23 protein-coding genes are annotated in these 19,775 nt (G+C 63.0%); 14 read left to right on the top strand and 9 right to left on the bottom strand.

What is annotated here, in order from left to right:
- Together IH615_RS15665 and IH615_RS15660 are read left to right on the top strand one after the other, a co-directional pair.
- A complete protein-coding gene (locus IH615_RS15665) occupies nt 1-2,049 on the top strand; it encodes an MFS transporter (protein WP_291363185.1) in 2,049 nt (682 codons plus the stop codon).
- Nucleotides 2,050-2,128: 79 nt separating this feature from the next.
- Nucleotides 2,129-3,382 carry an MFS transporter gene (locus IH615_RS15660; protein ID WP_291363183.1) on the top strand — a complete coding sequence of 418 codons (1,254 nt, stop codon included), beginning with the start codon at nt 2,129-2,131 and terminating at the stop codon, nt 3,380-3,382.
- Between the two features lie 264 nt (nt 3,383-3,646).
- Here IH615_RS15660 and IH615_RS15655 read toward each other — a convergent pair whose 3' ends face one another.
- The 7 genes from IH615_RS15655 to IH615_RS15625 all read right to left on the bottom strand — a co-directional run bounded on the left by IH615_RS15655 (nt 3,647) and on the right by IH615_RS15625 (nt 9,618).
- Nucleotides 3,647-4,156 carry a hypothetical protein gene (locus IH615_RS15655; RefSeq protein WP_291363181.1) on the bottom strand — a complete coding sequence of 170 codons (510 nt, stop codon included), beginning with the start codon at nt 4,154-4,156 and terminating at the stop codon, nt 3,647-3,649.
- Nucleotides 4,157-4,266: 110 nt separating this feature from the next.
- Entirely contained in the window at nt 4,267-5,322 is a 1,056-nt protein-coding gene (locus IH615_RS15650; protein WP_291363179.1) for an NAD(P)-dependent alcohol dehydrogenase, read from the bottom strand.
- Nucleotides 5,323-5,459: 137 nt separating this feature from the next.
- Complete coding sequence (locus IH615_RS15645) at nt 5,460-6,512, bottom strand: alpha/beta hydrolase (protein WP_291363176.1); 1,053 nt, start codon at nt 6,510-6,512, stop codon at nt 5,460-5,462.
- A gap of 89 nt (nt 6,513-6,601) precedes the next feature.
- Complete coding sequence (locus IH615_RS15640; protein WP_291363175.1) at nt 6,602-7,318, bottom strand: hypothetical protein; 717 nt, start codon at nt 7,316-7,318, stop codon at nt 6,602-6,604.
- Nucleotides 7,315-8,547, bottom strand: coding sequence for a cytochrome c peroxidase (locus tag IH615_RS15635; RefSeq protein ID WP_291363173.1), 1,233 nt, complete (start codon nt 8,545-8,547; stop codon nt 7,315-7,317). Before IH615_RS15635 ends, IH615_RS15640 begins: the two co-directional genes overlap by 4 nt.
- Before the next feature lie 8 nt (nt 8,548-8,555).
- Nucleotides 8,556-9,014 (bottom strand): FixH family protein, encoded by a 459-nt coding sequence (locus IH615_RS15630; protein ID WP_291363171.1) that lies wholly within the window; start codon nt 9,012-9,014, stop codon nt 8,556-8,558.
- 82 nt (nt 9,015-9,096) lie between these two features.
- Complete coding sequence (locus tag IH615_RS15625; protein ID WP_291363169.1) at nt 9,097-9,618, bottom strand: AraC family transcriptional regulator; 522 nt, start codon at nt 9,616-9,618, stop codon at nt 9,097-9,099.
- An 807-nt stretch (nt 9,619-10,425) separates the two neighbouring features.
- Here IH615_RS15625 and IH615_RS15620 point away from each other — a divergent pair.
- Nucleotides 10,426-11,709, top strand: coding sequence for a site-specific integrase (locus IH615_RS15620; RefSeq protein WP_291363167.1), 1,284 nt, complete (start codon nt 10,426-10,428; stop codon nt 11,707-11,709).
- A gap of 518 nt (nt 11,710-12,227) precedes the next feature.
- Here IH615_RS15620 and IH615_RS15615 read toward each other — a convergent pair.
- On the bottom strand, nt 12,228-12,848 hold the full coding sequence (locus IH615_RS15615) for an Arc family DNA-binding protein (RefSeq protein ID WP_291363165.1): 621 nt from the start codon (nt 12,846-12,848) through the stop codon (nt 12,228-12,230).
- 54 nt (nt 12,849-12,902) lie between these two features.
- Between IH615_RS15615 and IH615_RS22270 the strand changes: the two genes are divergently transcribed.
- The 11 genes from IH615_RS22270 to IH615_RS15565 all read left to right on the top strand — a co-directional run bounded on the left by IH615_RS22270 (nt 12,903) and on the right by IH615_RS15565 (nt 19,214).
- On the top strand, nt 12,903-13,145 hold the full coding sequence (locus IH615_RS22270) for an Arc family DNA-binding protein (RefSeq protein ID WP_366485207.1): 243 nt from the start codon (nt 12,903-12,905) through the stop codon (nt 13,143-13,145).
- Nucleotides 13,146-13,158: 13 nt separating this feature from the next.
- Complete coding sequence (locus IH615_RS15610) at nt 13,159-13,644, top strand: hypothetical protein (protein ID WP_291363163.1); 486 nt, start codon at nt 13,159-13,161, stop codon at nt 13,642-13,644.
- Nucleotides 13,641-13,841: a hypothetical protein gene (locus IH615_RS15605; RefSeq protein WP_291363161.1), complete on the top strand. Its 201-nt coding sequence runs from the start codon at nt 13,641-13,643 to the stop codon at nt 13,839-13,841. The genes IH615_RS15610 and IH615_RS15605 overlap by 4 nt, the downstream gene beginning before the upstream one ends.
- The gene (locus tag IH615_RS15600; RefSeq protein WP_291363159.1) at nt 13,825-14,067 is read left to right on the top strand and encodes a hypothetical protein; all 243 of its coding nucleotides are present in this window, start codon (nt 13,825-13,827) and stop codon (nt 14,065-14,067) included. Before IH615_RS15605 ends, IH615_RS15600 begins: the two co-directional genes overlap by 17 nt.
- A complete protein-coding gene (locus tag IH615_RS15595; protein WP_291363157.1) occupies nt 14,064-14,189 on the top strand; it encodes a hypothetical protein in 126 nt (41 codons plus the stop codon). The genes IH615_RS15600 and IH615_RS15595 overlap by 4 nt, the downstream gene beginning before the upstream one ends.
- Nucleotides 14,190-14,426: 237 nt before the next feature.
- The gene (locus IH615_RS15590) at nt 14,427-15,248 is read left to right on the top strand and encodes a DUF1376 domain-containing protein (RefSeq protein WP_291363155.1); all 822 of its coding nucleotides are present in this window, start codon (nt 14,427-14,429) and stop codon (nt 15,246-15,248) included.
- Between the two features lie 118 nt (nt 15,249-15,366).
- Nucleotides 15,367-15,639, top strand: a complete 273-nt coding sequence (locus tag IH615_RS15585) for a hypothetical protein (RefSeq protein WP_291363154.1) — start codon at nt 15,367-15,369, stop codon at nt 15,637-15,639.
- A 389-nt stretch (nt 15,640-16,028) separates the two neighbouring features.
- Nucleotides 16,029-17,162 (top strand): phage major capsid protein, encoded by a 1,134-nt coding sequence (locus tag IH615_RS15580; RefSeq protein WP_291363152.1) that lies wholly within the window; start codon nt 16,029-16,031, stop codon nt 17,160-17,162.
- Nucleotides 17,163-17,372: 210 nt separating this feature from the next.
- Nucleotides 17,373-17,576, top strand: a complete 204-nt coding sequence (locus tag IH615_RS15575; protein ID WP_291363150.1) for a hypothetical protein — start codon at nt 17,373-17,375, stop codon at nt 17,574-17,576.
- Nucleotides 17,577-18,782 carry a tail fiber protein gene (locus tag IH615_RS15570; protein ID WP_291363148.1) on the top strand — a complete coding sequence of 402 codons (1,206 nt, stop codon included), beginning with the start codon at nt 17,577-17,579 and terminating at the stop codon, nt 18,780-18,782.
- 69 nt (nt 18,783-18,851) lie between these two features.
- Nucleotides 18,852-19,214 carry a hypothetical protein gene (locus IH615_RS15565; RefSeq protein WP_291363146.1) on the top strand — a complete coding sequence of 121 codons (363 nt, stop codon included), beginning with the start codon at nt 18,852-18,854 and terminating at the stop codon, nt 19,212-19,214.
- Nucleotides 19,215-19,224: 10 nt separating this feature from the next.
- Here IH615_RS15565 and IH615_RS15560 read toward each other — a convergent pair whose 3' ends face one another.
- Nucleotides 19,225-19,728, bottom strand: a complete 504-nt coding sequence (locus IH615_RS15560) for a hypothetical protein (RefSeq protein ID WP_291363144.1) — start codon at nt 19,726-19,728, stop codon at nt 19,225-19,227.
- Nucleotides 19,729-19,775 lie beyond the last annotated feature (47 nt).

Here is a 19,775-nt window from a genome sequence, read left to right as displayed (position 1 = left end):
ATGAACGCGCTGTTTGGCGAGCTGCCGGTAAATCCTGCAAGCTGGCGTGAAACCCTGAAGGCGATGCCCTACCTGCCGATCACGCTGGTCGGGGTCGCCGGTCACATGATGCTGTTCGGCATGCTGACGCCGGTCATGGCCATCTATGCGCAGAGCTTCGCCGTTCCCGACTGGCAGATCGGGCTGATGATTACGGTCTTTGCGGCCGGCCGGCTGGCGGCGGACCTGCCCGCGGGGCACTTCGCCTCGCGCCTTGGCACGCGTCCGCTGCTGGGGTTCGGACTGCTGCTGTGTTCGGTGGGCGCCATCCTGGGCGCCGTCGCGCCCAATTACGCGATGCTCCTGGGCGGGCGGGTGATGCAGGGCGTTGGATCGGGCCTCTTCATGACAGCCGCCATGATCTACCTGGCCCAAAAGAGCGACCGCCGCACCCGCGGCAAAGTCATGTCGATGTTCCAGGGCGCGACACTGGTTGGTGGCGCCTTTGGCCCAAGCGTCGGCGGCCTGGCGGCCAACCTGTTCGGGCTCTCGGGGCCCTTCTATGTCGCTGCGGTCATTGGGCTGGTGACCGGGCTGCTGCCGCTGGTCCTGTTCAAGGATACCAGGTCGCACCTCGAAGAGCGGCAGCAGCCGGGATCTCGCGGCCTGCTCGGCCTCCTGCTGATCCTGCCGTTCCTCTGCGTCATGCTGGCCAATTTCGGCTTCTTCCTCACCCGTACCGCCGGGCAGTGGCAGATGATCCCGCTGCTGGCCGACCAGCGCTACGCCATCGGGCCCGACCAACTGGGTCTGGCCATGTCGCTGTCGGCGGTTGCCAATCTCCTCGCCCTGCCGATCGCGGCCTATATCGTCGACCGACTGCCGCGCGCGGCCATCATCACGTTCTCACTGCTTGCCACGGCGACTGCGCTGGCCGGCATCGCCATGGCTGACAGCCCCGCAATGCTCTTTGCCGGAATGATCGCGATTGGGCTCGCCACCGGCATAGGCGGTCCGGCCATCGGCGCCTATGCGGTCGATGTGGTTCCGGCCCGGCAGCAGGGCCTCGCCATGGGCCTGCTGCGCTTTGCCGGCGACTTCGGCTACCTCGTGGGCCCGCTGGCCATCGGCGCGATCGTCGATGTCGGCCATATCGGCTACGACGGCGGCCTTTTCCTCAACGCCATGCTTCTCGTTGCCTTCGGCGCCGTCTTCATGCTCGGCGGCCGGCGCCTGCTGATCACCAGACCTCACGAGCATCCCCTCCCACTCGAACCTAGGAGACTTTTGACCATGACGGACCGCATCTGGGACAAGTATCTGAGCGAAGAAGACAAAGCAGTGTTCGCATCCTCCGGCTTCGGCTCGCTGGCCGAATGGGGCAAGCGTCCCGCCCTGCTGATCATCGACGTCAACTATGCCTTCTGCGACGAGAAGCCGACGCCAATCCTGGAAAGCATCAAGAAGTGGCGCACCTCCTGCGGCGAATATGCCTGGGAGGCGATGCCGGTGCTGGAAAAGCTCATCGATACCTGCCGTGGCAAGGGTATCCCGATCATCTACACCACCGGCACGCAACGCCCGGACAAGTGGGACGCCGGCTCCTGGGCGTGGAAGAGCTCACGCCGCAAGGAAGAGGCATTCGCGTCGGCGCCGCTGCTGACCAGCGATGGCCAGGACGGCAACGAGATCGTGGCCGAAATCGCGCCCGGCCCCCGCGACCTTGTCATCCGCAAGCAGAAGCCCTCGGGCTTTGCCGGGACGCCGCTGGTTTCCTATCTGCAGCTGCTCGGTTGCGACAGCGTCATCGTCACCGGCACCACCACATCGGGCTGCGTCCGGGCGACGGTGCTCGACGCCTTCTCGCTGAACTACCGCGTTACGGTGGTCGAGGACGGCTGCTTTGACCGTGCCCAGGCCAACCACGCCATCAACCTCTGTGACATGCATGCCAAATACGCCAATGTCCTGCCATCCGGCGAGGTGATCGAGCACCTCAACGGCCTTAGCCAGGGCATGTATGACTTGCCCTCCGGCGCTGGCATGGAGCGGGTCGCCGCCGCCGAGTGAAAACTCCGGCTCCGCGCCGCCGCGACGGCGGCGCGGAGCTCGGACACCCCAATGGACGGACGTTCGACATAGAGACCAGATGACGATATCAGCCGACGCCGTCGACACCCCTGACCAGACCTCAAGGCCAGGTACCTTCACTGCACTCCGCTACCGAAACTACCGACTGTTCTGGTATGGCAATGCCATTTCCTTCATCGGCGACTGGCTGGATCAGATCGCCCTCAGCTGGCTGGTGATCTCCACCACCAACGACCCCGTCATGCTGGGGCTGGTCAATCTGGGACGTGGCCTGCCCATCATGCTGTTCGCCCTGTTCGGCGGGGTCATTGCGGATCGGGTCAATCGGCGCACCATGCTGATCTGCACCCAGCTTCTGGCGATGACCGTGGCCATCGGGCTGGCCTGCACCGTGGCCTTCTTTGACGCTTCTATCTGGCTGATCATGGCGCTGGCCACCTGTCGCGGCCTGATCGTCGCCTTCAACCTTCCGGCGCGTCATTCGCTGGTCTATCAACTGGTGCCGCGCGAGGCGATGGCCAGTGCGGTATCGATCAATTCGATCACCATCAACATGGCCAAGATCATCGGTCCGCTGGCCTCCGCGGCGATCATCTCGACCCTGGGCATCACCGCCTGCTTCATCGCCAACGCGCTCAGCTTCACCGCCGTCATGGTCATGCTGTTGCAGTTGGACCTGCCCGACCAGAAGGTCGAGCGCAAGGCGGAGTCGCTGCTGGCAAGCCTGGTCGGCGGCTTCACCTATATGAAGAGCGAGCCCGTGCTGCTGATGCTGGTGGCTGTGGCCCTGGTGCCCACCTTCTTCTGCCAGCCCTATATCCAGTTCCTTGCCGTGTTTTCCGCGCAGGTCTTCGATGCGGGGGCCAGCGGCCTCGGCCTGATGACGGCGCTTGCTGCAGCCGGCTCGATCTATGGCGGCTTGCTGGCCAGCCGGCTCCAGCGCGATGTGCGGCGCGGCTCCACCATGCTGGTCTTCATGGGCGGGTTCGGCCTCGCCCTGATCCTCTTCTCGGCGGCGCCCAGCATCTATTGGGCCATTCCGGTGCTCTTTGCCGCCGGGGCAATGCACATTGCCTATAATTCCTCCAACAACACCATCCTGCAGCTGGCGGTGGACGACGCCTATCGCGGGCGCGTCCTGTCCTCGCTGTTCATGACCCGCGGGCTGATGCCCCTGGGGACGGCAGCCATGGCGCTGCTCTCCGTCCCGCTCGGCCCGCGCCTTGCCATGGGCATGATGGCTTCCGTGGTGGTGGTCTTCGCCATCGTCCTGTGGTTCTGGATGCCGCGCCTGCGGACACTGAAAGCATAGCTCAGCGCCACAGTCGGTCACTACTCCGCGTCTGGCGTCTGCAGCCGATAGCCGATGCCCGGTTCGTTCTCGATCAGAAACAGTCGTCATCATGCTGCCATCCACCGCGATGAATTGCCCACTGAGGCCGTTCTGAATTTCGCAGCCGATCTGCTCGGCGATCTTGCTGTTGAGAGCAACCCGGGGGCTGATGAACAAGGCTCCCAGGGGGCTGAGGCGGCCGCCCGTGAATTGAACGGCGGAAAGCATGTGAGGGTTCGCCCACTAGCCCTGCCACCGGTTCCCGTTCGATTTCGCCATTGCGTCGCTGCAGCTGTTCAAGGCCGGGCCCATCCAGATCGCAGCCATTCGTGTAGAAGGTGGTCGGCCCCAATCGGAAACGAGCAGCGCCTGCTGCAGCGACATCGTCGAAACGTTCAAGACACCCAGGCGCTGCCCACTCACTTCATATCCGTGGCAATAGGGGCAATGGAGCACCGATTTGCCCCACCGCACCGACAGGCCAGAAATGTCTGGCAGAATATCGGATACACCGAGTGCCAGGTGCAGACGCGAACCGGCGACGATCGAGCCGTTGGCAAGCACGACCTTGATGTCACCGTTATCCTTCCTGGCGTCGACGGCGGCGGCGTCGAAGAAGTGCACATTTGGATACTCCGATATCTGCCGGCGCATGGTGTCCAGAATGGCTCTGGGATCACTGCCATCCTGAGCAAAAAGCCATGGGACTCCTTGGCAAATCGGTTGCGCGGTTGCCGCGTGTCGATAACGCAAACGGACCTCCGCGCCCGCCCCAGGTAGATTGCCGCAGCCAAACCGGCAAAGCTTCCGCCAACAATGATGGCGTCGCAGTGCATCGACGTATTCCTCCAGCCTGAATGGGGCTATGTGCGCGCCAACGTCGAGCCAGGGTGTCCGACTGCCAAAGCCGCACCTACCCGGTTGGACCGGATTTCGTCGAGGCTGGCGGCTACCGTAAGGACGACGCTGCCCCGCTTGCGACCAGTGTCGACATAGGCGTGAGCCTTGGCTGCCTGCTCGAGGGGATAGATGCGATCAACCACCGGCTTGAGGACGCCTTGCGACGCCAGCTTTGCGATGTAGCGAATATCTTCGGGCCTAGCGGGCACATAACCGGCAATGACCTCTTTACCGCTCACTTTGGATGGCTTGCCGATGCCAAGCGTCTGTCCGAACGAGGCCTGGATCGCGACGAGGCGCCCACCGGCCTTTAGCGACCGGTCACAGCGCACGAAAGGCACAGTCCCGGTTGTGTCGATGATGATATCCCAGGTCTCCCCGGTCGTCGCGAAGTCGGTCTTGGTGTAGTCGATAACTCGATGCGCACCCAGAGAGGCCACTAGCCCCACATTTGGGGTGCTCGTGACACCGGTGACTTCGGCGCCAAAGTGCCTTGCGATCTGCACTGCGGCGGTGCCCACGGCGCCGGAGGCGCCAACGACGAGAACGCTCTCGCCCGCCTTGATCCGCGCCTTATCGCGCAAGAATGGAAGGGCAGTCATGCTGCCGAAGGAGAGCGAGGCGGCCTCTTCGAAGGACAGGTTGGCCGGCTTGTGAGCAATCGTGCCAGCCTCCGGCATGGTGCGGTACTCGGCATGGCTGCCATACGCACCACCGGGGAAGGCTATGACCTCGTCCCCTGGATTGAAGTTCACCACGTCGGAGCCGACCGCCTCGACGATCCCGGCCAACTCCGTCCCCAGGATGGGCTGCCGCGGCCCGGCGATGCCGAAGACGAGCCGGCCAATCAGGCCAAACCCGGCAGGCAAATCGAGGCTGCGGGCCCGGTAGTCGCCCGATGTAACCGTGGTCGCGAGGATGCGGATCAGGACCTCATTGGGTTTTGGCGAAGGTTTCGCGACTTCGGCAAGAGTCACGACATCGGGGCCGCCATACTGGCGATAGGTCATGGCTTTCATTCATTCTCTCCTTGGAATTGAGTATGTGCCGGGGTGAGGACGTGTGTGTCCGTGGCGCAGGCGCGAGCTGCGGGGACGATTTTCGGAATTGTTGGGAGTTGGGGGGCGCAACAAACGCGCTGGCCGCGCCCCGCGCTCTAGAGTTCGCTTCTGACCCTGGCCAGCACCTGTTCGACGCCGTCAATCACGATGCCAGGGTCTTCAAGCTGAACGGCGTGTCCGGCATGTTCAGCAATTACGAGGGTACCCTGCGTGCTCAGTGCAGCAAGCCGCCGCTGTGCCATCGGCCAGTTCGGGATTTCGGCCATGCTCACCGCCGAAGCGATCACCAAGAGGGGCATCGCGCCGAGCGTGGCCTTGGCCAGTGTTGCGTCGTCGGCAGCCCGCGCTTGTCCCTCTCTGGTAGTTTCGTCGATGGCATCGGCCTGGGTCATCAGGAGCACCATTTCCGTGGCGGTGGCCGGCGAGAGGCGTGGTACGCCGGCAAGGTCGGAGCCAAAGGCTCGCGCCACACCGAAACGACGGGCGACCGAATAGAGGACGCCCTGAAGTCGCAACGCGACATCGAACGCTTCGGCCTCGGCCTTCGGGATCTGGGCGTCGACCAGTTCGCTTCGCGTGTCTACCAGGACCATGCCCGCCACTTCGTCAGGATGGGCTGATGCAAACATCCGGACAGTCTTGCCGGCCAGCGAATGAGCGACGAGGACATAGGGGCCCGAGAGGCCCGCATTGGTCAGGAGCAAATGCAATTCATCCGCGATATGTTCTGGGGTTCGCGGCCTGGGGCTGACCTCGCTCCGGCCCATGCCGGCACGATCGTAGGTGCAGACCCGGGCTGTCCGTGTCAGGTCCTCCTGCACAAGGATCCAGTCGAGAGATGATCCTCCCAGGCCGGCATCCATCACCACTGTGGGCGATCCCATGCCGCGGCAATCGAGGTGCATGCGATAGCCCCCGACATCCACGAGGCGCCCCGCCGCCGGATAGGTCGCAGGATCTGAGGCGCCGGCAATCGTTTCGTAGGTGGCTCCGACAGCCGCAACCAGGGTGATCAATGCGACGGTGCTGACCGTCGCGCGGATCAGGGTGCGCAGAAAACGGGGACCCTTTGCGGAGGCTGGCTTCGCTGCGTCGCTGGTTGGGGGCACAGCCACCCGGAATGGTCTCTCTGCCGTGGTTACGTTCATTTTCGGTTCCTTCCCAATCGACAACGAGAGACTAGGGCGGCTTCGGCAGGACAAGATTGAACGCAGGGGCTACCGTTGACGCGACGAGCCTAAAGCTCTGGGCCCACGCTCCCGGTGAGGAAGTCTGCCTCGGGAGACTGGACATAGAGCCGTCGCACTTCGCGGACCTTGTTCATCGGCATCGTGATGATGGTGTTGTCCTGCGCGATGAGCAGGTAGGCAGAAGTCACCCTGACAACACTGCCGCTCAGCACTCCCCTGTCAGTCTCGATCTGGGATATCGGACGGCCGGGGGCAGAGGCGGCTATGCTGTCCGACATGCCGGCAGCGGTCGGAATGTAGATCAGCGAGAACACGAGCCAGGCGAGCGGCATGTGCCGGGACTTCATCAACACGTTTGCCCCTGCGGCAAGCACACCGAGTATCAGGTAGCCGCAGGCCAGATGACCCAAGGTCCACTGCAAGGGGCCGCTGAGGAACGTGTAGAAGCCGGCGCCCCCCAGCAGGAGGATCGGCAGGCCAATGCCGATCGCAAGTATTTTGCGTTGCGGTGCCGACTGGATCAGGCGCCCGATCATCATCGCAACCCATGCTGCCGCGGCCATGGGCACGGCGGCGACGCCCGCCCCCACCAGCAGGTCCTGGACCGTCAGGAGCGAGACAAGGCTCCACTCGATCGGCGCGAAGAAGCCGAGGTTGTAGAGCGTTGACCCCACCACCGCCGCTGCACTGAGGCCCGTGGCGATCTCGGTAATGGAGCGGCGCTCAAGAGCGAGGTGCTCCTTGAGCATGGTGCGGTCGATCATGGCTGGTTCCCCTCGCTGCCGGCCTCGCTCAGCGTCCCGAGAAACGCTTCCAGTGCTGCCAGTTCCGCTTCACTCATCGCCAGTGGCTCGAGTTCGCTGTGGCCGGCCGGTGCCGCCGGCGCTTCGTTGTAGTGGCGCACGACGGCAGCCAGGGTTCCAAGCTGGCCAGCATGCATGAATGGCGCCCGCTCCGTCACTCCGCGCAGAGATGGCGACTTGTAGGCACGCACCAGATCGTGGCCCTCCCGATCCATGTAGCGCAGCTCTGCGCAATCAGTGGGCCCGGCATCGCTGTAGATCCCGAGACAATTGAAGGGATCTGCGAGAACCTGCGCGATCGCGTCGATGCGGCCGGAGTCCGCTGGCAGCCCCGGTGCAGCGGGCACGCCGGTATTGTGAAAATGCTGATCGGTGAGGAGCGGCCCATTGTGGCACTTGGTGCACTCTCCCTTGCCGACAAACAGACGCAATCCCTCGAGCTCGGTGGGCGTCAGAAGACCGGTGGTGTCGTGACCCGCCGTCAAGGCATCGGCATAGGCGTCAAAGCGGGTCGGCTGCGGCAATATCGTGCGCTCGAATGCAGCGATCGCCTTGCCGACATTGGCAAAGATGCGGTTGATCGCATCACGCTCGGCTTCTGAAAGAGCCGCCCAGGACGCACGTGCGGCGTCGCTGCCGAGGGGCGAGGCATGCTCCGCCAGGTTGCTCAAATCGGGTACTGCGCCAAACACGGCCTCGTAGTCCACGGCATAGGCCGCCGCGATGACATGGGCGACCTGCGTCCGATCAGTGCCGTGTTCAACCGCGCTCTCAAGCGGTCCAAGCGCCTGTGACCACTGGCTGTCTCGCCTGCCATCCCAGAACAGCCACGGATTGTAGGCGGTGCCGGCAATCGGCATCGTTCGACGGTTGGTCTGCCCCATGCCGCTGGCGAGTGGCGTGCCATCCTGGAACTGCTTGTCGGGCAGGTGGCAGGACGCGCAGGCGACTTGGCCGTTGCCGCTGAGGCGCGTATCGAAGAACAGCGCACGACCCAGCGCCGCTGCTGCCGGGTCGTCGCCGACCGCGTTCGACGGATCAGGCGGGAGCGGCGGCAGTGTCGACAGTGACAGCGAGGCAATGAGCTTTGTCTCCGCCGGGCTCCAGACGGGGGACGATAGAGTGAACCAGGACCAGCCTGCCAAAGCAGTGGCGGCCAAGACCCCGCCGACAACCAATGAAGCGCGCATGGACCAACTCACAGTGAAAGGTTGAACGTGGCGCTGTCGGTACCGGCGGCTGCGGACACGCTGAGCTTGATCGTCCACCAACCGGGCATGTTGAACTTCAACCCCTCGACCCGGTAACGCCCGCCGCCAAGGTCTTCGGTGACCTGCGGTTCGGTGGGGAGGCCGTGACCATGCTGGGGCATGCCACCATCGATGGAGAGGTCTGCGTGTTCGAGTGGCTGGCCATCCGGCAGGGTAACCGCGACTGTCCATGTCAGGATCTGGCCCACCGGAATAGGCGAAGCACTGGGTTCCAGTGTCCCGATATAGAGGCCCTGTTCAGTCGCCTGCGTCAGCGACAGATCAAGATCGGACGGCGGTGGCTGCAGCATGGCAGCAACCTTGAAACCACCGACACCGATCAGGAGAACGGGCAACAGCCAGAGCAGGCGGAGAGGAGATTTGGGTGCAGGACTGGACTTGGGCATGGCAGCCTCCTTCGTGAACGATGGAGCTGCAATAGACCGTCGAGTGGTCTCGGGATTGAACGTAAGGGCTAGCCCGCGTCGATCAGGCGAGCTGGCGGCGTTCCAGCTCCTCAACCCTTGCCGAGGTGGGCGCGAGACCAAACATGCGCCGGCAGGTCCGCGTCAGGTGCGCGGAGTCAGCAAAATTGGCCGCGTGGGCGGCTTCGGTCCAGGATCCGCCCGAAAAGCCGATCGACAGCGCCCTGTTCAACCTCTCCCATAGAACGAAAGATCGCAGGGACACGCCGGTCTCGGCCACGAACAGATGCCGAAAGCGCCCAGGCGAAAGGCCCGCCCGCCGCGCCAGCGCAGAAAGGAGGATCGGCTCGTCGATGCGCTCCCGGATTTCGGCGATGGCCCGGATAACCCGCTGGTCTACTGAGGCTGGCCGCAATGAGACTCCTGCGGCGGCGGCAATCGCCCGCTGCGCAAGCCCTCGCAGTTCGTCATCGTCGGCGCCTCCAAAGTAGGCCGAGGCGATCGGCGCAGCGAGTGGTGCGGTATAGGCGGCATCCAGCAGGTTGAGGCCGGGATGGGTGCACCTCGCCAGTAGCGTTCGCCCCACCGCCGATTCCGGTTCAAACAGGATGGTGGCAACAACTTCTCCGGGCGCTCGGAAGGCATGCGGAGCATCAGGAGTGATCAACGCGCCGTGGCATGTTATCCAGTCCCCATCCACGTCTGTCTGAAACTGAGCTGTCCCCCGCAGAGGCAGGCAGAGCTGGACGGCGTGGTGAGAATGCCTCGACATTGTTCCAGTGACCAGCGCCAGCCAGAGACTGCCACCCTCCCAGAACACAACTCTGCCAATGCCAGCTATCTCCATGACGCACCGTACGGCATTCTTGTTGGCGATTCTGGCTCGTGCGTCGCCGCACAGGTGGGGCCGGCCGTTCGGCATTCCGTGGAACCTGACGCAGTCAGGCACCTACATATCACGCACCAGGCTCATGGTCATAGTCCGGCCGGCCTGCTCCGACGGTCAACCGTGGCGGCGAACCGGACGCCGCACCCACGACCGCCCCAATGACCTTTCAGCACGTCCGCCATAAGCCCGGGCCGCCCAATTCTATCCGTTGCTGCTCGATATCGCGGAAACGTACGTGCAAATTGCGCGACATCGATCTACCCGACGCAGCCCTCCCTAACCATTTGCATTACATAGGAAAATTGGCGCATCCGACAGAATTCGAATCTGTGACCTCTGCCTTCGGAGGGCGCGGTCATAGTGATTTCTGGGGGTGCCTGCCGTTATCCAGCAGTGGAAAAAGCCCGGATTTCCGGGCTTTGTTGTTTTCCGGCTTGCGCTGGTGCTGCCCAGAATATTCAAATCCATTGTGAGGATTTCGTGAGTTTTTTGTGAGGGGCCAAAATGCCGACTGCCAAGCTGACCCGGAAACTGGTCGACGAGCTGCAGCCCGAGGCGAAGCCCTACACTGTCTGGGATAGCGAATTGCCCGGCTTCGGGGCGGTGGTCAATCCGGGCGGGCGCATCGCTTTCGTGGTCGACTACGTGGCGGCCGGCCGGCGGCGGCGCATGGCCATAGGCCGGTATCCCATCCTCACCGTGGACCAGGCCAGGGCACAGGCCAGAACGGAAGCCGCCAAGGCCCAGCTCGGCGCCGATCCGCTGCAGGACAAGCGCGAAGCCAAGTCGCGGCGGCTGGGCCTCACCGTTGCCGAACTATGCGACCAGTACATCGAGGCGGCCGAGGCCGGCAAAGTGCTCAAGCGCCGCAGCAAGACCCCAAAGAAGGCCAGCACCCTCGCCACCGATCGCGGGCGCATCGATCGTCACATAAAGCCGCTGCTCGGCAAGGCGCTGGTCGCGGACCTGACGCAGCGCCAGGTGCAACAGTTCGTTGACGACGTCGCCGCCGGCAAGACAGCGACCAAGGAACGATCGGGGAGACCGCGGGGCGTTGCCAGGGTCACAGGCGGCGCCGGCACGGCCGCGCGGACGGTTGGGCTGCTGGGTGGCATCCTGTCATGGGGAATCCGCCAAGGGGCGCTGGCAAGCAATCCGGCGCTGGGTGTGGAGCGCGCAGCGGACAAGAAGCGCGACCGTCATCTCTCGCCTGACGAATTCCGGGCGCTGGGGAAGGCGCTGGAGGGGGCGGTGGCCGAACCGTGGCAGGCAGTGGCCGGGATCTGGCTTCTGGCCCTCACAGGGTGCCGCCTGGGCGAGATAGTGCGCCTGCAATGGTCCGAGGTGGACCTTGACGCTGAAGTGCTGGTTTTCGGGGATACTAAGTCGGGGCGGTCCATTAGGCCGCTCGGAAGCCCCGCGCAATCAATTCTGAGGGGGTTGGAGCGGCCGAAGGGGTTCGCCTACGTGCTTCGGGGCGTCCGGAACCCCGAACGGCCCTATGGCTCGCTCGACACGGCGCTGGATCGCATCACGAAGGCGGCCGAACTGGAGGGGGTGACGGCGCATGTCCTGCGACACAGCTTCGCGTCGGTGGCCGGCGATCTGAATTACAGCGATGGCACCATCGGCACCATGCTCGGGCACAAGGGCCATTCGGTCACCAGCCGATACACGCACCGGCTCGACGCGGTGCTGATCGCGGCCGCGTCGAAGGTGGCGGGGGAGATCGAGCAGATGATGACAGGCCAGAGCGCCAAGGTGGTCGCGATGCCCCGGCGAGCCTAGACGTACTGACCTAGCCGAATTGCTATTGCCTGCGCCGACACTTGCAAACTTGTCTCTGAAGACCGAGTTTTGTTGTGCATGACTTTTAGAACAACGGTCGTCGAACTGAACCTTCGTCCTTTGTTCTCTCGTGGGCTACCACCCCAAACCACGTGTGGTCATGCGTCGCACGTAACTGCCCTCGTTGAGAAATGAGGGATGTTGCTTACCCATCGAGGTAGGCTGGTGGAAGAGGCTGCTCGCGATGAGTGCGTGCGCTCACAGCGAGGACGACCCAACATAGGAGAAATTCTATGCTGGGTTACATTGAGCTTGTTGCTGACCTCATCGCCATATGTTCAGCCGCATACTGGCTGTTCGGTGCGGTGACCGGCAAGAAGCGAAAGTAGAACGGGAGGGTCGGGAGGAATCCCGGCCCTTTTGGGATCCCCCTCGAATCGGCTCCATCGCGCGCATACGCATGAGGGGGATTTTGTGAACAGTGTTTACATGGTGACCCGCGACCCTCTTGCCGACGCTCATGACTTACTCGCCGATCTTGGCACGAGATCGCCAGCTTCGTTGCGGTAATGAAGGGTCCAAAACCTATCTATCGCACCCTCACCACGACCGGCTTCGGACTCTGCCCGGACGAATTCTACCATCTTCCGCATGTTAGCTATGATCTTTGCGTCTGGCCCAGTCTTCGCGTCCGCATTGCTGCCCTCCTCGCCCAGAAATCGGTCCCAGTACGAAATAAAGGCATCGGCTTGAGGTGTCGGGGGGAGAGGAAATGCGGCTTCAAGTGCCTGCACGATCTCCTCCGCCCTCGAGCGCCGGTGCTCAACCGCAGCGCGATTGATGCGCTCCATCAGACCGGGCGGAAAGTCCGGCACCTGATCCCTCAAAACCGTGTTTGCATGCCGCGCGTTGTCGAGATCATCCTGCAGCCGACCCACGAAGGCCGCCAGTGTCTCACCGTCGCGCAGGTTGAGGCCTTCGTATTCCTCCAATCTGGTCAATATTTCAGCGTTCATGGACCGGCCATTTTTCTCAGCCGCTTCCTTGAGACCCTCCCGCATTCCTTCAGGAAATCGCAGGACAAACTGATCCGTCCCGCGACTAGGCACCCGCGCCATCTCAACCTCCAATACCGTCATGATATGCTCAGCATATGATCGAGGTTGACGCAATGATATGCTTAGCCTAGTAATATGCTTAGCATATCACAAAGGAGATTGCTTTTGTCAGGCGTCAGTCGACAGGCAGACCAGTACCCCCTCCGTATGCCTCCGGGCATGCGAGAGCGGATCCGCCAGAGCGCGGAGACCAATCGACGTTCGATGAATTCGGAGATCGTCCATCATCTCGACCGCGCCCTGGCGGCCGAAAATGAGAATGGCCCAGCCAGCGTTGGAGCGCTGCCGGGCCAGGAACACGAAACCAACCCCCGTTAAAGGATCAAGTCAAATGCTCAACCATGAGAATAGCACCGGCTTGCCCATTGGCGCAATGTCCCGCCGCGCCCTTCTGGCCGGCCTCGGCACCGCAACGGCTTCGGCGGCCCTCGCAGTCCCAGCAATCGCGGCAATCCAGCCTGGCGAGGCTGGGCCGATCCTGACGCCACGTGAGCGATTGGACCAGGCTATCGCCGAGTTCAAAGCCGCCTACGAGGCCATCTATGACGATGTGGATGACTGGATCATGGTCGGCCACGGGGACATTCCGATTCCGCGAGTGAAGCCAAAGCCGGTCCTGTGGTCTGGTGATGGCCGCTATGAGGTCGAGAACGGAAGCAGGCGCCCGGTCTATTGGCTGACCCGCGAGCCCCGCTATGACGACAACAACGGGGAACGCTGGTTCCGCGTCTCCACCGGCTTCAAGGGGGCGCACGAACCTTCGGACTTCTTCTGCCCGGAACGCTACCTGCCAACCATCGTGCGGAGGGTTTCATGATGACCCTTCGCGCGCGCCTCGAGGCGATGATCGAAGACGCCATCACCCTGCTCGACGAGATCGACGGCGACTGTGACGACGAAGACGATGGCACCACCGAGCCAAGCCTTGACCCCAGCATAGCGACAGACGCCGCAGGGCGCTGGTTCTGGATCGGTGACGATAGGGAGGGCTGCGCAAATGACCATGCAGCTTAGCAAGCCCCGCCTGCGACGTGCCGAGGTGCCCGACTACCTGCTGGAGCGCCACGGCCTCACGGTCGCCAAAGCCACCCTGGCAAAGCTCGCCAGCGTCGGCGGCGGCCCGGCCATGCGCTATTGCGGCCGGATACCGCTCTACGATCGCACCGAACTGGACAGGTGGGCAGAAGCTCGCCTTTCCGGCCCTGTCCCAAACACTGGCGCGCGGGAGGCCAGGCCATGAGGTGGATCCGCTCGCATATAGCGCTGGTGCGGCTGGCGTTGGCCCGCTGGCACGGTGAATGCCGGGAACGGCACATGGCAGCCGTCGCCGTCTATCTGGAGGGCCTGCAGCATGAGGAGTAGCCATGCTCGCCGCCGGCGGTGGCGCACCCTGCTGCCGCCAATCAACGATAGACGCCCACGCGACCTGGACCGCGCCCGCGCCATACAGGCCGTTGCAGTCGCCTTGCGCGATGGCAGGCTGGAGAAACTGCCCTGCGAGGTCTGCCAGGCGGTGGAAGGCGTCGAGGCAGTCCACGATGACCCTGCAGCGCCTCTCGACGTGCGGTGGCGCTGCCCAGCCCATATGCAGGGGCGCCCATGACCAGTTCCCCGCGGTGGTACCGCTTCTTTCCAACCGACTGGCTGTCGCGCATCGGCAACCTGTCGCCGGTCGAGAGGGGCGTTTTGCTGACGCTGGTCTGCCTCATATTCGACCGGGGCGATCGGCTCCCGCGTGATGACGCGCGATTGGCGAGGCTATGCGGAATGGCACCAGCGTCGTTTCGCAAGGTTCTGACCGCTCTAATCGATGAGGGGAAGGTGACCGAAACCGACGGCCTGCTGTCGGCGGAATGGGTCGAGGCGGAACTGAAAAACACATTTCAGAAAGCAAATTCCGCAAGCCGGAGCGCCAAAGCGCGGTGGGACAAAAAGCCCAATGAAAACAAGGGCGCCACTCATGCGACCGCATTGCGATCGCATGCCGAACGCATATGCGAACCGGATGCTACCCAGAACCAGAAAGAATCCCCTAAAGGCCCTAAGGGCCATGAGCATGCGTTTGACCTGGCTGGAATGTCCCGCAACATCCGGGACTATGCCGCCATGGGGATCAGCCGGGATGATGCGCTGGCCGTGCAGTGCCAGCAATGCGGCGCCGAGGCTGGGGCAACATGTGCCGGCATTCGAGGCCAAGGCCGGGATGCACCGCACATCGAGCGCTACCAGCTCGTCGCCAAGCTGCGGGAAGCGCCAGCGAAGTCCGAAACCGCCACCCTGCCGGTAGTGCGAGAGGGCGACCCGCTCGTGCCGTTCCTGGCCAAGGTCAGGGGCAGGGAGATCATCTTTGGCACTCGTGGCACCGTGACCGCCACACAGGCCGAACTGGACGCCGCCAAGGCGATGGCAGGTGCAGCATGATGCGGGGGGTATGTCCAAAGCTGGACCGACCTCGGATTGCCACCGGTGACCATCCAGCGTTCGCACTGAGAACAAATTCAGAAGGGGGGGATGATCGTCATCCCCTAAAGGGGATGCAATGTCATTGACCGAACAAGACGAACGCCACGACAACCTGGTCCGCATCATCGCCGAGTCCGTTGCCGGGCTCCTACCGCAGTTCGCGGCGCGGGGCCTCACGATCGAAATGCTCGTAGAGGGGGCCGTCAAAGGCGTGACGGTCGCCATGATGACCAATAACGCCATGACGCTCGCCGAGTGCGCAGCGGTGCTCGAGGAGATCACCGAGCAGATGCGCGCCGAGGTGCCAGGCGACAACGACAACGGCCAGTGGCCGCCAAGGGCGAATTGAACCCATGCCGCCCACCCGGTTCGACAAACCCTCAGAGGCTATGCGGCTGGCGCTCGCGCAATACTGCGAGGCCATGTCCGATCTGACCAATGACGGGCGCTGGCGGTCTGCAGCGGCCATACTGTGTGGCGGCCGGCCGGGTCGGAACCAGGTCGATGATGGCGCGGCGTTGGCCTATGCCAGTGCCCTGCTGACCTCTGGTGTGGCGTCGAGCAGTCACCGTGCTTGCGTCATGGCGGCCAAGCTGTTCGCCCCGTCGCATCAGATCCCAGCGACGCGGGACCGGCTGCGAAAGAAACTTCGGACGAAACCAATTAACTCCGAGGACGCGGGGAAAAAGCGCGCATAGTTTGGGGGTCGGGAAAACAAATCACTGGAGAACACCCGACATGGACCCCGAAGAAATCGCCGGCCTCATCAGTCAGCAGGGCGATGCAATTGCCGCCTTCCGCAAGCACGTTGACACCAGCCTCGACACCGAGCGCAAGGAACGAGAGGCCCTCGAGGCCCGCATCAACCGAGGCGGCGGTCACAAGGGCGGCGGCGGCGACGCCACTCCCGAGCACAAGGCCCTGGGCAAGTTTGTTCGCACTGGTGATGATGCCGAACTGAAAACCAACAGCGTTGGCAGCGACCCGGACGGCGGGTATCTGGTGATGCCGGTCATGTCCGACCAGATGACCACCCGCCTCTACGACCAGTCCCCGATGCGGCGCATATCGCGTATCGAAACGATCACCACGGGTGATGCGTTCGAGGAGATCGACGATCGCGACGAAATCGGCGCGGAGTGGGTAGGGGAATCCGAAGGCCGCCCCGAGACCGATACCGCCGAGCTCGACAAGTGGCGGATTCCTGTCGGCGAAATCTACGCCCTGCAGCGCGTCACCCAACGTCTGCTTGATGACGCAAACCGCGACGTCGGCGCCTGGGTGGATGGCAAGATCACCGACAAGTTCGGTCGCTCTGAGGGAACGGCATTCATCACTGGCGATGGGCTCAAGGGAAAGCCGCGCGGGCTGCTGACGTACGACACGGTGACTGATGATGACTTCACCCGTGCGGCCGGCAAGATCCAGTATGTCCCGACCGGCAACGCATCGAACTTCCCGGCATCCAACCCCGCCGACGTGCTCCGCACCCTGATGTGGACCCTTCGCGCTCCTTACCGCAACGGCGCGGTCTGGCAGATGAACTCTAACACCGCATCGGTGGTCGACAAGTTCAAGGATGGGATGGGCAACTATCTCTGGCGGGATGCAATGACCGACGGAGCGGCGCCGAACCTGCTGGGCTACCGGGTGGAGATCAATGAGGATTTCCCGGATATTGGCGCCGGCGAATACCCGATCGCCTTCGGCAACTTCACCATGGCCTACATCATCGTCGACAAGGCCGGCATCAAGTTCCTGCGCGACCCCTTCACCAGCAAGCCGAACGTCTTGTTCTACGCCTACCGCCGGATTGGCGGCGGCCTGGCCAATGACGATGCGGTCAAGCTGCTCAAGGTCGCCGCGAGCTAGAAGAGAACCCTGTGAGGGGAAAGAGGCGGCACGGGAGGGTTTGCGATGGCCCGGCTTCGAAAGAGGCGGCCCGTGCCGCACAATTTCAGGCCCTGGGGCTGGTCATATCTTGCCGGCGCCTCGGATCCACACCGGTGCTGCCCTTGCGTTCGCACTGAGACCAAACCCAAACACAAAAGTTCACCCCACCCCCGAAGGGGGTGATGTGTCATGAAAGGTAACGCCATGACGAAACCAGCCGAGCCTATAAAGCTCTCCCCAGCGATGGCCGAGCGCCGCGCCGAGTTCGCAGAGGTAGTCGTTCCCATGCTTGAGGCCACAAAGCGGCGGCTGGATGGCGGTTGGCCGGCTTCCGAAGGGGAGCGGCAGCAACTGGATGAGAATCTGGCCTGGTGGTTGGGGGAGGCTGAATAGATGGCCACCCCAACCCCCTACAACGTCGGAACAGTCACGGTCGCCAATGGCGGCACCACCGTGACCGGCGTCGGCACCGCCTGGGTCGGCAAGGTGCGCCAGAACGATATGTTCATGGATCCCGCATCAGGCCTGATGGCGCGTGTCACTGCCGATCCTACCGACAATGAGGCGCTGGCCATCAATGCATGGCCGGGCGCCAGCCTGACGGGCGATGCCTACGAGATCATCCCCCATTCCGACACGACCACGAGCTCGGCCAGGCTGCGCGATCTGCTGGCCGACCTCACAGTCGTGCAAGCTAATGGCCGGGGGCTGTTCTACCGGTTCAGCGACAGCGTGTCGGATGCCGATCCGGGCTCGGGATACCTGCGGCTGAACAATGCCACCATCGGCAGTGCCACGGCGGCCTATATCGATAACCTCGATGCCAATGGCGCGACGGTATCGACAGAACTCGACACATGGGACGACAGCACGTCCCTGACCAAGGGCACACTCTGGTTGCGTTCAATTGGCGAGCCTTCGGACTTTCATTCATTCCAGGTCACTGGCTCGGTTGTCGACGGCACGGGCTATCGCAAGCTGACGCTGGCCTATGTCGGCGGTTCGGGTACTTTCGCTGATGATGACGAGCTAATGGCTTTCTTCGTGCCCAAGGGGGACAAGGGAGAGGACGGCGTAGATGGGGCCGACGGTGCAGATGGGGCTGATGGCGCCGGCTCACCGATTGGTGCGGTGATCGATTACGCCGGCACCACAGCCCCGACTGGATGGCTGTTTTGCTATGGCCAGGCGGTAAGCCGCGCCACCTATTCGGCCCTGTTCGCGGTAGTTAGCACGACATACGGGGTCGGCGACGGCTCCACCACCTTCAACCTGCCAGACCTTCGCGGCCGGGTTGTCGCCGGCAAGGACAATATGGGTGGGACGAGCGCCAATCGGCTCACAGACGCCTCTGATCGGCTCGACGGTGACGTCCTTGGTGATGCCGGCGGCTCCGAGACCCACACTTTGACCGCGGCACAGTTGCCCGATCCACTCACCACCACCGCCGGAACTGATGCTGCAGCTTCGGGGGGATCATTCACCGCCCTGACGGCAGCCTCCGGTGGCGGGCAACTGCAGAACGACGGCGGCGGCGGCGCCCACAACAACATCCAACCGACATTCATCCTCAACAAGATTATTCACGCGGGGGTATAGGAGATCCGCTGTGGGGGGGCATGTGAATGTTCGCCAGGCCGCGCCCCCTCGGACCCACGGTGCCCTCACGTGCAGATTTTTTCCTCTGGTGGGAAATCGACCCTCAATTTCATTGAAAGGACAGCCCCTATGGATCAGAAACCCGCGGAAATCCGGGCGCCTGCGCATCTCGACAGGTACGAAAAGGGCAAGTTTCGGGCGGTACTCAAGCGTATTTCGGCAGCAAAAGTCACCGCAAACGAGGGTCAAACACCTCTCATCTGCGACCTGATCGCGATCGAGGGCCGTCTGGCCAAACTGGAGGTGCTTCTCGGCAGGGTGACGGCCGGCGGCATCGGCGGCACCAGCATTCCCGACTTCCTGGCGATCAATACCCAGATCAACGCCACAATGGCCATGAGGCACAAGGTGGAGCGACGGCTGGGGCTGTAGGTTCGCCGAGCTAACTGAACTCCCGGCCCGCGGCTATAGCCCTCAGTTCCTTCTGCACCGCTAGGAACTGCCCCCAAAATGGGCGAAAGGCATCATCGAAACCATCATTAATGGTCGCAAAGTCTCCTTTCAATCGCTTGCTCGCCGCAGCGATCTGCCATCTTGTGTAGTCCCTGGCCTTCTCCTCGAGGAGATCCAGCGCCGGTAGAAGCTCCGGAAAGTCCATCATCGCAAGTGTCATTATGGATGGCAGAGGGTCGGGCTCGGCGACTGCTGGCCCCGCAAAAGCGAGTTCGCTGCGTCGATTGTTTAGCCACACTTCCAGAGATGAGAGACCTTCACCAATTTTCTGGAAGCGGTCTCTGCGTCGAGCTTTCTTTTCCGACGACTGGGCAAGCAAATGCGTGAGCAGTTGCCCCACTACAGATGGCAGCGTCGCGAGCAGTCCGCCGATGATGACCGGCCAAAGAATTGGCCAGATGTCCGGCGCGGTGGTAGCAGCAACTTGCTGCATGATGTCATGCCCTCCACTGAGGCGGATTTGTCGACGGGCGCTGAGCC

This window comes from Devosia sp. (genome assembly GCF_014860165.1).
GTDB lineage: Bacteria > Pseudomonadota > Alphaproteobacteria > Rhizobiales > Devosiaceae > Devosia.
Note: the sequence above shows the minus strand (reverse complement) of the source record. Positions and strands in the feature narration are given on the sequence as shown.